At 34.7% G+C, this 14,062-nt stretch carries 10 protein-coding genes; 2 read left to right on the forward strand and 8 right to left on the reverse strand.

Features of this window, described 5'->3' with window-relative positions; all coding sequences use genetic code 11:
• Window positions 1–281 precede the first annotated feature (281 nt).
• Window positions 282–1,871, forward strand: a complete 1,590-nt coding sequence (locus TD18_RS08890) for a peptide chain release factor 3 (protein WP_040251392.1) — start codon at window positions 282–284, stop codon at window positions 1,869–1,871.
• 138 nt (window positions 1,872–2,009) lie between these two features.
• The gene (locus TD18_RS08895; protein WP_040251395.1) at window positions 2,010–2,240 is read left to right on the forward strand and encodes a (4Fe-4S)-binding protein; all 231 of its coding nucleotides are present in this window, start codon (window positions 2,010–2,012) and stop codon (window positions 2,238–2,240) included.
• A 273-nt stretch (window positions 2,241–2,513) separates the two neighbouring features.
• Here the strand turns inward: TD18_RS08895 and TD18_RS08900 are convergent, their stop codons facing one another.
• The 8 genes from TD18_RS08900 to nusG form a co-directional block, all read right to left on the reverse strand.
• Window positions 2,514–2,828 carry a DUF3467 domain-containing protein gene (locus TD18_RS08900; RefSeq protein WP_040251397.1) on the reverse strand — a complete coding sequence of 105 codons (315 nt, stop codon included), beginning with the start codon at window positions 2,826–2,828 and terminating at the stop codon, window positions 2,514–2,516.
• A 146-nt stretch (window positions 2,829–2,974) separates the two neighbouring features.
• Window positions 2,975–7,276 carry a DNA-directed RNA polymerase subunit beta' gene (rpoC, locus tag TD18_RS08905; protein WP_040251983.1) on the reverse strand — a complete coding sequence of 1,434 codons (4,302 nt, stop codon included), beginning with the start codon at window positions 7,274–7,276 and terminating at the stop codon, window positions 2,975–2,977.
• A gap of 74 nt (window positions 7,277–7,350) precedes the next feature.
• The gene (gene rpoB / locus TD18_RS08910) at window positions 7,351–11,163 is read right to left on the reverse strand and encodes a DNA-directed RNA polymerase subunit beta (RefSeq protein WP_040251399.1); all 3,813 of its coding nucleotides are present in this window, start codon (window positions 11,161–11,163) and stop codon (window positions 7,351–7,353) included.
• Window positions 11,164–11,287: 124 nt separating this feature from the next.
• Window positions 11,288–11,665 carry a 50S ribosomal protein L7/L12 gene (gene rplL, locus TD18_RS08915; protein WP_040251401.1) on the reverse strand — a complete coding sequence of 126 codons (378 nt, stop codon included), beginning with the start codon at window positions 11,663–11,665 and terminating at the stop codon, window positions 11,288–11,290.
• Between the two features lie 58 nt (window positions 11,666–11,723).
• Window positions 11,724–12,245: a 50S ribosomal protein L10 gene (gene rplJ, locus TD18_RS08920; RefSeq protein ID WP_040251404.1), complete on the reverse strand. Its 522-nt coding sequence runs from the start codon at window positions 12,243–12,245 to the stop codon at window positions 11,724–11,726.
• 20 nt (window positions 12,246–12,265) lie between these two features.
• On the reverse strand, window positions 12,266–12,955 hold the full coding sequence (gene rplA / locus TD18_RS08925; protein WP_040251407.1) for a 50S ribosomal protein L1: 690 nt from the start codon (window positions 12,953–12,955) through the stop codon (window positions 12,266–12,268).
• Window positions 12,956–12,966: 11 nt separating this feature from the next.
• A complete protein-coding gene (gene rplK, locus TD18_RS08930; protein WP_040251409.1) occupies window positions 12,967–13,407 on the reverse strand; it encodes a 50S ribosomal protein L11 in 441 nt (146 codons plus the stop codon).
• Between the two features lie 76 nt (window positions 13,408–13,483).
• Window positions 13,484–14,041 carry a transcription termination/antitermination protein NusG gene (gene nusG, locus TD18_RS08935; RefSeq protein ID WP_040251412.1) on the reverse strand — a complete coding sequence of 186 codons (558 nt, stop codon included), beginning with the start codon at window positions 14,039–14,041 and terminating at the stop codon, window positions 13,484–13,486.
• Between the last annotated feature and the right edge of the window lie 21 nt (window positions 14,042–14,062).

Here is a 14,062-nt window from a genome sequence, read left to right on the forward strand (position 1 = left end):
GATTAAGTGTTGTGTTTAATCGATTAAAAGCAAATGTAAAGTATTTTTCTATAAATCAAAGCTTTTTTATGACTAAATTCTATTTTTGGATTAACATATGTTAATTGTTAATCATCACCAGTGTTTTCTATTATGGTTTATCACTTGATCATTAAACATATTCAATTTAATTGTCATACTATTTTGCATCTTTTAATTCCTCAATAACATCTACGATAAAATCTTATTTTGAGTTTTTAATAGTATAATAAAATTTATATTTGCACCTACTATAAATACATATGAGTTTTTTAAAAGAAATCAATAGACGTCGTACTTTCGGGATAATCTCCCATCCAGATGCAGGTAAAACAACATTAACTGAAAAACTCTTACTTTTTGGTGGAGCGATTCAAGAAGCAGGAGCAGTTAAGAGTAATAAGATAAAAAAAGGGGCCACCAGTGATTTTATGGAAATTGAACGCCAAAGAGGAATTTCTGTAGCCACCTCTGTTTTAGCATTTGAATATGATGGCATCAAAATTAACATTCTTGATACGCCTGGTCACAAGGATTTTGCAGAAGACACTTTCAGAACGTTGACAGCTGTTGATAGTGTCATTGTTGTTATTGATGTTGCAAAGGGAGTTGAAGAGCAAACTGAAAAACTTGTAGAAGTTTGTAGAATGCGTAACATACCTATGATTGTATTTATCAATAAGATGGATCGTGAAGGTAAAGATGCATTTGATTTACTTGATGAAATTGAGCAAAAGTTAGGCCTTACAGTTGTTCCACTTAGTTTTCCTATAGGAATGGGCTACGATTTTAAAGGCATATATAATATCTGGGAAAAAAATGTCAATTTATTTAGTGGTGATAGTCGTAAAGATATTGAAGATACCATTGAAATTGATAACTTATCATCTTCAGAATTAGATAAACTTGTTGGCGAAAAGGCAGCACAAACCCTTAGAGATGAAATAGAACTTGTTGACGGTATTTATCCGCAATTTGATAAAGCAGCGTATTTAAACGGAGAATTACAGCCTGTATTTTTTGGATCTGCACTCAACAATTTTGGTGTTCGAGAACTATTAGATTGCTTTGTTGAAATTGCTCCAAAACCAAGACCAAAGCAAAGTGAAGAGCGCTTAGTAAAACCTGATGAAGATAAGTTTTCTGGTTTTGTTTTTAAAATTCACGCTAATATGGATCCAAACCATAGAAACAGGTTAGCTTTTATAAAAATTGTTTCCGGTGAGTTTAAAAGAAATGCTCCTTATCTGCATGTAAGACATAACAAAAAAATGAAGTTTTCTAGTCCGAATGCTTTCTTTGCTGAAAAAAAGGAAATCGTAGATATCTCTTATCCTGGTGATATTGTAGGCCTTCAGGATACCGGAAACTTTAAAATTGGAGATACTTTAACTGAAGGTGAAACGCTAAACTATAAAGGTGTTCCAAGCTTTTCACCTGAGCATTTTAGATACATCAATAATGCTGATCCTTTAAAATCTAAACAGCTTAGTAAAGGTATTGACCAGTTAATGGATGAAGGTGTTGCTCAATTATTTACTCTAGAACTGAACGGTCGTAAAGTAATTGGAACTGTTGGAGCATTACAATATGAAGTTATTCAATACAGATTAGAACACGAATATGGTGCAAAGTGCACCTATGAAAATCTTAACGTACACAAAGCCTGCTGGGTTGAACCGAAAGATAAAAAGAGCGAGGAATTTAAAGAATTTAAGCGAGTTAAACAGCGCTATTTAGCTAAAGATAAAAGAGGGCAGCTTGTATTTTTAGCAGATTCTTCATTTTCTTTGCAAATGACGCAGCAGAAATATCCTAATATTATATTCCATTTAACTTCAGAATTTGATTAATTACCACGTCGTTCGTCGATAGTTAATTTCAAAATGTGTATTTCAACGATAAATAAATACATTTCATCGATTTTATTATTACTAAAACGTTATAGAGCATACATTTCTTTAAGATTAAACCCCAAAATTGATCTACTTATGAAAACTACACCACATGTTTTCAGTAATAATGATATTACTGTTACCTACAATCCTTGTCAATGTATAAACGCCGAGCGTTGTGCTAAAGAACTTTCAAATGTATTTCGTCAATCTGTTATTCCTTGGATAGATTTAGATGGAGAATCTACAGACAAAATCATTCAACAAGTAAAAAAATGTCCTTCTGGCGCGTTAAAATTTCATATTAACCAGAAAGAAGTCGCCTAATTAGATACTGAACCATAAAAAAATCCCTTTGACATTGTATCAAAGGGATTTTTTATTTGTTATTTCTAACCAGTTGGTCCAAAATTCAATGCAATAGGAGGTTGCTCAAGAAAGTATGTTGAGCACCGCTTAGAAATAGCATCAAATTATTAAACTCATTTAACTTCTATGCCTGACCTGTTGGTCCAAAATTCAATGGAATTGGAGGCTGGTCAAGAAAGTATGTTGAGCACCGCTTAGAAATAGCATCAAATTATTAAACTTATTTAACTTCTATGCCTGACCTGTTGGTCCAAAATTCAATGGAATTGGAGGCTGCTCATAATCTTTGATTTCACCATGAGCTTTTTCAAATCTATTTATGTTATCACCTAAAGCTTTCAACAAACGTTTAGCATGTTGAGGCGTTAAGATAACTCTAGATTTCACTTTACTTTTCGGAGTTCCTGGCATTATACTAACAAAATCAATTACAAATTCAGATACTGAATGATTAATGATTGCTAAGTTAGAATAAGTCCCTTCAGCAATTTTTTCATCTAATTCAATGTTAATGCCTGGTTTTTTATTTTTATTATCTTCTGCCATAGTTATCTCATTTATTTTTCCTTTTTATTGGAAATTGTTATTTATTTAATTGAAAAGCCTTCAAACAAATTAATGTGTGAAGGCCTTTATTTTATAGATTAGCTCTCGCTAAATCTGCGATTTCCTGCCTCCGCAGGAATACAAAATTAATTGTAGTTCATCTCTTCTTTAGCCTTCATCATTTCATTGAATTCTTCTTTAGAACCTACGATGATGTTATCAAATTTTCTAACACCAGTTCCAGCCGGAATTCTATGTCCAACGATTACATTCTCTTTTAAGCCTTCAAGATCATCAACCTTAGCATTTACAGCTGCTTCGTTAAGAACTTTAGTTGTTTCCTGGAAGGATGCTGCCGAAATAAATGATTTCGTTTGTAGTGACGCTCTCGTAATACCTTGAAGAATAGGTGTTGCAGTAGCAGGTTTTGCATCTCTAGCAACAGCCAATGCTTTATCCTCTCTACGTAGTATTGAGTTCTCATCTCTTAACTCTCTGGCAGTTAATATCTGACCAGGCTTTAAGGTTTCAGAATCTCCAGCATCTTCAACAACTTTCATTCCGAAAATCTTATCGTTTTCTTCAATAAAATCAGCTTTATGTGCTAATTGATCTTCCAAGAAAATAGTATCACCAGAATCGATAATTCTAACTTTACGCATCATTTGTCTAACAACAACTTCGAAGTGCTTATCATTAATTTTCACACCTTGCAAACGATATACTTCTTGTACTTCATTCACTAAGTATTGCTGAACAGCTGAAGGTCCTTTGATATTTAAAATGTCATTAGGAGTGATTGAACCATCAGATAATGGCATACCAGCTTTTACATAATCATTTTCCTGAACAAGAATCTGATTAGATAATTTCACTAGGTACTTCTTAATTTCACCTAATTTAGACTCAATGATAATCTCACGGTTACCTCTTTTGATTTTTCCGAATGACACAACACCATCAATCTCACTAACAACAGCAGGATTAGAAGGGTTACGAGCTTCGAATAATTCGGTTACACGAGGAAGACCACCAGTAATATCACCAGCTTTAGCTGATTTACGAGGAATCTTAACTAAGATTTTACCAACCTTAATTTTCTCTCCGTCATCAATCATTAAGTGAGCTCCAACAGGTAAGTTGTAAGAACGTATTGCTTCACCTTTAGCATCTTCAATATGAAGGGTAGGAATTAATTTCTTGTTTCTAGATTCAGAAATTACTTTCTCTTGGAAACCTGTTTGCTCATCAATTTCAACTTGATATGTAATACCTTGTTCAATATTTTCATATCTCACTTTACCAGCAAACTCAGAAATAATTACACCGTTATATGGATCCCACTGACAAATAACATCTCCAGCTTTAACTTTTTCACCTGGCTTCACATAAATAAATGAACCATAAGGAATGTTGTTTGTACTTAATGTGATTCCTGTTTTAGCATCAACTAATTTTAATTCAGAAGTTCTTGAGATGACAACGTCAACCTCTTTACCTTCGCTATCCTTAGTTTTAACAGTTTTTAAATCTTCAATTTCTGCAATACCATCAAACTTCACGGTTAATTTATTCTCTTCTGAAATGTTACCTGCAATACCACCTACGTGGAATGTACGAAGTGTAAGCTGTGTACCAGGTTCACCAATAGATTGTGCTGCCACAACACCAACGGCTTCTCCTCGTTGTACCATTTTACCAGTCGCTAAATTACGACCGTAACATTTAGAACAAATACCTTTTTTAGCTTCACAAGTTAATGCTGAACGTACTTCGACAGCATCTAATGGAGACTGACCAATACGCTTAGCAATATTATCATCAATATGCCCACCTGCTTCAACTAAAAGCTCTTCAGTAATTGGATCATACACATCGTTTAATGATGTACGTCCAACTATTCTAGCTTCGAGCGTTTCTATAATTTCTTCGTTTTTCTTTAACGGATTAACTTCAATTCCTCTTAATGTACCACAATCTTCACTGTAGATAATAACATCTTGAGACACATCAACCAAACGACGTGTTAAATAACCAGCATCTGCAGTTTTAAGTGCTGTATCGGCAAGACCTTTACGTGCACCGTGAGTAGAGATGAAGTATTCTAAAATTGAAAGTCCTTCCTTAAAGTTAGAAAGAATCGGGTTCTCAATAATTTCGCCACCACCAGCATTAGATTTTTTAGGTTTGGCCATTAATCCACGCATACCTGTTAACTGACGAATCTGTTCTTTAGATCCACGAGCTCCAGAATCAAGCATCATAAACACGGAGTTAAATCCTTGTTGATCCTCACGGATACGTTTCATAGATAACTCTGTTAATTCAGCATTCGTAGATGTCCAGATATCAATAACTTGGTTATAACGTTCGTTATTTGTTATTAATCCCATGTTATAGTTACCCATAATACCATCAACTAAACCGTTAGCTTTGTCGATCATACTTTGCTTTTCCGCAGGAATAATAATATCACCTAAACTAAATGATAATCCACCTTGGAAAGCGAATTTATATCCTTGTGTTTTAATCTCATCTAAGAAAGCTGCCGTTTCTGGGACACTTGTCTTTTTAAGAATACCATGAATAATATCTCTTAACGATTTCTTAGTCAATACCTCATTAATATATCCTGCTGCAGCTGGTACTTTTTCGTTGAAAAGTACACGACCTACAGTTGTTTCTATAATTTGAGTTGTCAACTCTCCTTCTTCATTAAAATCCTGAGTTCTTACTTTAATTCCAGCATTTAAATCTACTTTCTTTTCATTGTAAGCAATAGTTACTTCTTCTGGAGAATAGAATGTTAGACCTTCCCCTTTAACAGTATAATCTTTATCAGATTTTCTGTGCTTAGTCATATAATATAAACCAAGTACCATATCCTGAGAAGGAACTGTTACAGGAGAACCGTTTGCTGGGTTCAAGATATTATGTGATGCTAACATTAATAATTGTGCTTCCAAAATTGCTTCTGGACCTAACGGTAAATGCACAGCCATCTGATCACCATCAAAATCGGCATTAAATGCAGTACACACTAGAGGGTGTAACTGAATTGCTTTTCCTTCAATTAATTTTGGTTGAAAAGCTTGAATACCTAATCTGTGTAATGTAGGAGCACGGTTTAGTAATACTGGATGTCCTTTAAGAACATTCTCTAAGATATCCCAAACAACAGGCTCTTTTCTATCTATAATTTTCTTAGCAGATTTTACAGTTTTTACAATTCCTCTTTCAATCAATTTTCTGATGATAAAAGGTTTATATAATTCTGCTGCCATATTTTTAGGCAATCCACATTCGAATAATTTTAATTCTGGTCCAACAACAATTACAGAACGCGCAGAATAATCAACACGCTTACCAAGTAAGTTTTGACGGAAACGTCCTTGCTTACCTTTTAATGAATCTGATAATGATTTTAATGGTCTGTTAGAATCCGTTTTTACTGCTGAAGCTTTACGCGTGTTATCAAATAATGAATCTACAGATTCTTGTAACATACGTTTCTCATTACGAAGAATAACTTCAGGCGCTTTAATTTCAACTAAACGCTTTAAACGGTTGTTACGAATAATAACACGACGATATAAATCATTTAAATCTGATGTTGCAAAACGTCCACCATCTAAAGGCACTAATGGTCTTAATTCTGGCGGAATGATTGGAATAGCCTTCATGATCATCCATTCTGGCTTATTCTCTCTGTTTAAGTTTGAATCTCTAAACGCTTCAACAACCTGTAAACGTTTTAATGCTTCAGTTTTACGTTGTTTAGAGGTTTCAGTGTTTGCTTTATGACGCAACTCAAATGATAAATCATCTAAATCAATTCTAGCTAAAAGGTCGATTAAGCATTCCGCTCCCATTTTAGCAATAAATTTATTTGGATCAGTATCTTCTAAGTATTGATTTTCTTTCGGAAGTGTTTCAAGAATGTTTAAATATTCTTCTTCAGTTAAGAAATCCATTTTTTGTAATGGTTCACCTTCAGCATTCATTGCATCACCTGGTTGAATAACCACATAGCGCTCATAATAGATAATCATATCTAGACGCTTAGATGGTAAACCAAGTAAATATCCTATTTTATTTGGTAACGAACGGAAGTACCAGATATGAGCAACAGGCACAACAAGATTGATGTGTCCTACTCTATCACGACGTACTTTCTTTTCAGTTACTTCAACACCACAACGGTCACAAACGATACCTTTGTAGCGTATTCTTTTATATTTACCACAAGCACATTCAAAATCCTTTACAGGACCAAAAATACGCTCACAGAATAAACCATCACGTTCAGGTTTATGTGTTCGATAATTAATAGTTTCTGGTTTTAAAACTTCACCACGAGACGCTGCTAAAACAGATTCTGGAGATGCTAGACCAATAGAGATTTTACTAAATCTCTGAATTGTATTCTTATCTTGTCTTCTTGCCATTTCTTTATAGTATTCAGTGATCAATATTCAGCTAACAGTTAAGACTGCTAACTGAATACTGTAGACTGTTTTAATTATTCTTCTAATCTAATATCTAATCCTAATCCTTTCAATTCGTGCATAAGTACGTTGAAAGATTCAGGTAGTCCTGGTTCTGGCATTGGCTCTCCTTTTACGATAGCTTCGTAAGTTTTAGCTCTACCTATAACATCATCAGATTTAACTGTTAAGATTTCACGTAAAGTTGCTGAAGCTCCATAAGCCTCAAGTGCCCAAACTTCCATCTCTCCAAAACGCTGACCACCAAACTGTGCTTTACCACCAAGAGGTTGTTGCGTAATTAATGAGTATGGTCCAATGGAACGTGCATGCATTTTATCGTCAATCATGTGACCTAACTTAATCATATAAATCACACCTACAGTTGCTGGTTGATCAAAACGATCTCCTGTTCCACCGTCATATAAGTATGTATGACCAAATCTTGGCACACCAGCTTCGTCAGTAAACGCATTAATTTGATCTAGAGTTGCACCATCAAAAATAGGCGTTGCATAGGTACGTCCTAATTTTTGTCCAGCCCAACCAAGAACCGTTTCATAAATTTGTCCGATGTTCATTCGCGATGGTACACCTAACGGATTTAATACGATATCAACAGGTGTTCCATCCTCTAAGAATGGCATATCCTCCTGACGAACGATACGAGCTACAATACCTTTATTTCCGTGACGTCCTGCCATCTTATCACCAACTTTTAATTTACGTTTCTTAGCAACATAAACCTTAGCCAATTTGATAATACCTGCTGGTAATTCATCACCTACAGAAATTGTAAACTTCTCACGACGCAGTGATCCCTGAAGGTCATTTTCTTTAATCTTATAGTTGTGAATTAAATCTGCAACCAAAGAGTTTAAGTGGTCATCAGTAGTCCAAGTTCCTGAAGTTAAATGTGTATAATCATCAACAGCATTTAACATCTTAAGCGTATATTTCTTTCCTTTAGGAATGATTTCCTCACCTAAGTCATTGTAGATACCTTGAGCCGTTTTACCATTTACAAGAGCAAATAATTTTTCAACTAAAACAGCTTGTAAATCATCAAACTTCTTGTAGTAGATATTTTCTAATGCTTCAATATCTTCTTTATCTTTTGCTCTCTTACGCTTATCTTTAATTGCTCTTGAGAATAATTTCTTCTCAATAACAACACCATGTAATGAAGGCGACGCTTTTAAAGACGCATCTTTTACATCACCAGCTTTATCTCCAAAGATGGCACGTAATAATTTTTCTTCCGGAGTTGGATCAGATTCTCCTTTTGGTGTGATCTTACCAATAAGGATATCACCTGGCTTAATCTCTGCTCCGATTCTAATCATACCGTTTTCATCAAGGTCTTTAGTAGCCTCTTCTGAAACGTTAGGAATATCATTAGTTAATTCTTCGTTACCTAATTTGGTATCTCTAACTTCTAATGAATATTCATCAATATGAATAGATGTAAATATGTCGTCACGAACAACTTTTTCTGAAATTACAATCGCATCCTCAAAGTTGTAACCTTTCCATGGCATAAATGCCACTTTCATGTTACGACCCAAAGCTAATTCTCCATTTTCAGTAGCATAACCCTCACAAAGCACTTGTCCTTTTTTAACCTTGTCACCTTTCACAACGATTGGCTTTAGGTTAATAGACGTACCTTGGTTAGTTTTTCTAAACTTCACTAATGGATATGTTTTGGTATCACTATCAAAACTTACCATTGCAGCTTCTTCAGAACGCTCGTATTTTATAGTAATCTCGTTAGCATCAACGTACTCAACAGTTCCATTTCCTTCAGCATTAATCAATACTCTAGAATCTGAAGCCACCTGACGTTCAAGTCCTGTTCCTACGATTGGCGCTTGCGGACGTAATAAAGGTACAGCCTGACGCATCATGTTAGATCCCATTAAGGCACGGTTGGCATCATCATGCTCTAAGAACGGAATCAACGATGCCGAAATAGACGCAATTTGGTTTGGTGCCACATCTGTATAATGAATATCTTTTGGATCCATTACTGGGAAGTCACCTTCCATACGTGCAATAATTTTATCTTCAAGAATTTTTCCGTTATCATCAACACGAATATTCGCCTGAGCGATTAACATGTCTTCTTCTTCCTCAGCACTTAAATAGGTAGGTGCATTTTTGATATCTACGACTCCATTATCTGCTTTTCTGTAAGGTGTTTCAATGAATCCCATTGAATTCACTTTAGCATAAACAGATAACGATGAAATTAATCCAATGTTTGGTCCTTCAGGAGTTTCAATTGGACATAATCTTCCGTAGTGCGTGTAGTGAACATCACGAACCTCGAAACCTGCTCTTTCTCTAGATAAACCTCCAGGTCCTAAAGCTGATAAACGGCGTTTGTGCGTAATCTCTGCCAATGGATTGGTTTGATCCATGAACTGAGATAGCTGGTTTGTTCCGAAGAATGAATTAATAACTGAAGATAAGGTCTTCGCGTTAATTAAATCGATTGGAGTAAATACTTCATTATCACGAACATTCATACGCTCACGAATGGTACGGGCCATACGTGCTAAACCAACACCAAACTGAGACGATAATTGCTCTCCTACTGTACGTACACGACGGTTAGATAAGTGATCAATATCATCAATCTCTGCTTTAGAATTGATAAGTTCGATTAAATATTTAATAATCGTAATGATATCTTCTTTAGTAAGCACTTGCTTATCCATTCCGATATCTAACTGTAATTTTTTGTTCATTCTATAACGACCTACTTCACCTAAAGAGTAACGTTGATCAGAAAAGAATAATTTATCAATAATACCACGTGCTGTTTCCTCATCTGGCGGCTCAGCATTACGTAATTGACGATAGATATGCTCAACAGCTTCTTTTTCAGAATTTGTTGGATCTTTCTGTAATGTATTATGTATAATTGCGTAATCTCCTTGTTGAGCACTTTCTTTATGTAAAAGAACAGTTTTAACACCAGCTTCAAGGATTTCCTCAATATTATCTTTATCGATGATTGTGTCACGATCTAAAACAATTTCGTTACGTTCGATTGAGACTACTTCACCAGTGTCTTCATCTACGAAATCTTCATGCCATGTATTTAAAACACGAGCAGCTAGTTTACGACCAACAACTTTTTTAAGACCAGATTTTGATACTTTAACTTCTTCAGCAAGATCAAAAATCTCTAAAATATCTTTATCACGTTCAAAACCGATAGCTCTGAATAATGTTGTAACAGGTAACTTTTTCTTTCTGTCAATGTAAGCATACATTACCTGGTTAATATCTGTTGCAAATTCAATCCAAGATCCTTTAAAAGGAATTACTCTAGCAGAGTACAATTTTGTACCATTCGCGTGGAACGACTGGCTAAAGAATACACCTGGTGATCTATGTAATTGTGATACAACGACACGCTCTGCACCATTGATACAGAATGTTCCACTAGGCGTCATATAAGGAATTGTTCCTAAATATACATCTTGAACGATAGTTTCAAAGTCTTCATGCTCTGGATCTGTACAATACAGTTTTAAACGTGCTTTTAGTGGCACACTGTAAGTTAGTCCTCTTTCGATACATTCTTCAATTGAATAACGTGGTGGATCAATAAAATAATCCAAAAATTCTAATACGAATTGGTTACGTGTATCTGTAATAGGAAAATTTTCCATGAAGGTATTGTAGAGCCCTTCATTGCCTCTTTCTTCTGATTTTGTCTCTAACTGGAAAAAATCCTGAAAGGATTTAATTTGAATATCCAGGAAATCTGGGTATTCAGTTCTGTTTACTATGGAAGAGAAATTTAATCTTTCAGCTGTATTTGCTAACATCGATGAACGAGATTTTGATTAAAAAAAAATTTGTTTTTTTGCGTACGCTTTATATACACAAAAGGGTTTAGGTCATTCCGACTAATTCGAAAGACCTAAACCATAATTTGTAGGTTTGTTAAGCTTACTTAAGCTCAACCTCTGCTCCTGCTTCTTCTAATTGAGATTTTAGAGCTTCAGCTTCATCTTTAGCTACACCTTCTTTGATTGCACTTGGTGCTTCATCAACTAAACCTTTAGCTTCTTTTAATCCTAAACCAGTTAATTCTTTAACTAATTTTACAACAGCTAATTTAGAACCACCTGCTGCTTTAAGGATTACGTCGAATTCTGATTTTTCTTCAGCTGCGTCTCCACCTGCTGCAGCTCCACCTGCTGCTACTGCTACTGCAGCTGCTGCTGGTTCGATACCATATTCGTCTTTTAATATTGTAGCTAATTCATTAACTTCTTTTACTGTTAAATTAACTAATTGTTCTGCGAAATCTTTTAAATCTGCCATTTCTACCGTTTTTAATAATTTTTAATAATATAATTTGTTTAAGTGCGTACTTAATTGATTATCCTTCTTTTTCGGATAATGTTTTGATAATACCTGCTATTGTTCCACCACCTGATTTAAGTGCTGAAATAACATTCTTAGCTGGTGACTGTAATAATCCAATGATATCTCCAATCAACTCTTCTTTAGACTTGATATCAACGAGCATATCTAATTGATCATCTCCAAGATAAATAGCCTCTTCGATAAAAGCTCCTTTAAGCAATGGCTTATCAGATTTTTTACGGAAGGCTTTAATAACTTTAGCTGGAGCGTTACCAGTTTCAGAATACATCACAGATGTATTACCTTTTAAAACTGTAGGAAGGTCTCCGAAATCTCTGTCGGAAGCTTCCATAGCTTTAGTTAATAATGTATTTTTTACTACGCTTAATTGCACGTTTGCTTTAAAACAAGCGCGACGTAAGTCTGAAGTGTTACCTGCATTTAATCCTGAGATATCAGCAAGATAAATATTTGTATTATCTGCTAATTGAGCAGTTAACTCTTCAATTACTTGTGATTTTTCTTGTCTTGTCATAATAATAAAGATTTAACTACTTAACTTATTTTAGGATCAACAGCAATACTAGGACTCATTGTACTAGACATGAAGATACTCTTCATATATACACCTTTTGATGCCGTTGGTTTCAATTTATTCAAAGTGGTTAACAATTCCATTGCATTGTCCTGTAATTTATCAGCACTAAAAGACGCTTTACCTATAGGCGCATGTACAATTCCTGTTTTATCAACTTTAAAATCGATTTTACCAGCTTTAACTTCAGCTACTGCTTTAGCAACATCCATAGTTACTGTTCCTGTTTTTGGATTTGGCATTAAACCTCTTGGACCTAATACTCTACCTAAAGGACCTAATTTACCCATAATAGCAGGCATTGTAACGATAACGTCAACATCTGTCCAACCATTTTTGATTTTTTCAAGGTATTCATCAAGTCCGACGTAGTCAGCTCCAGCAGCTTTAGCTTCTTCCTCTTTATCAGGAGTAACCAATGCTAGAACTTTCATGTCTTTACCTGTTCCATGTGGAAGTGACACAACACCTCTAACCATTTGATTGGCTTTACGAGGATCTACACCTAATCTTACTGCTAAATCAACTGAAGCATCAAATTTTGTGTATGTGATTTCCTTTAATAATGCTGAAGCTTCTTGAAGAGAATACAATTTATTCTTTTCAACTTTAGCCATAGCTTCTTTTCTCTTTTTTGTTATTCTTGCCATTTCAAAAATTTTTAGTTAGGTGCTTCTCCACCTTTAACTGTGATTCCCATTGATCTTGCAGTACCAGCAACCATCTTCATAGCAGATCCGATTTCAAATGCATTTAAATCTTGCATTTTATCTTCTGCGATGGCTTTTACTTGATCCCAAGTTACTTTTGCAACTTTTTTTCTGTTCGGTTCTCCAGATCCTTTCTTTACTTTGGCCGCTTCTAATAATTGTACCGCTGCAGGAGGTGTTTTAATCACGAAATCAAAAGACTTGTCTTTGTAAACAGAAATAACAACTGGAAGAACTTTACCAGGTTTATCCTGAGTTCTAGCGTTGAATTGTTTACAAAATTCCATGATATTAACTCCAGCAGCACCTAAAGCGGGTCCAACCGGTGGCGACGGATTCGCTGCACCTCCCCGAACTTGTAATTTAACTACTTTACCTAATTCTTTTGCCATTTTACTTGTTTTAGTTTTGTATCTCTTTTATTATAATAGGAAGCTAAAAGATATACTATCTATATTGTAACAATTATTATACTTTTTCTACTTGCATATAACTTAATTCTAATGGTGTTTTTCTTCCGAAAATTTTAACCATAACTTCAAGTTTACGCTTTTCTTCATTAATTTTTTCGATGGTCCCATCAAATCCATTAAATGGTCCGTCAATAACTTTAACAGTTTCTCCGATTGTGAAAGGTATTGCCACATTCACATCTGCATCAACAGATAATTCATCGACCTTACCTAACATTCTATTAACTTCAGACTGTCTTAACGGAACAGGATCTCCTCCTTTGGTTTCCCCTAAAAAACCGATAACATTAGTTATTGATTTAATAATATGAGGAATCTCACCGCTTAAATTTGCCTGAATCATTATATAACCAGGAAAGTAAACACGTTCCTTATTTATTTTTTTTCCGTTACGGATTTGAATTACTTTTTCAGTAGGCACTAGTACCTGATCGATAAAATCTTCTAAACCTAATCTAGCGATTTCATTTTCTATGTAAGCTTTAATTTTATTTTCTTGACCACTTACAGCTCTAACTACGTACCATTTTTTATTTACACTTGTCTCAGACATCATTTTTTGCTTTTACAATTT

It is taken from the genome of Psychroserpens mesophilus (genome assembly GCF_000826645.1).
Taxonomy (GTDB): domain Bacteria; phylum Bacteroidota; class Bacteroidia; order Flavobacteriales; family Flavobacteriaceae; genus Psychroserpens; species Psychroserpens mesophilus.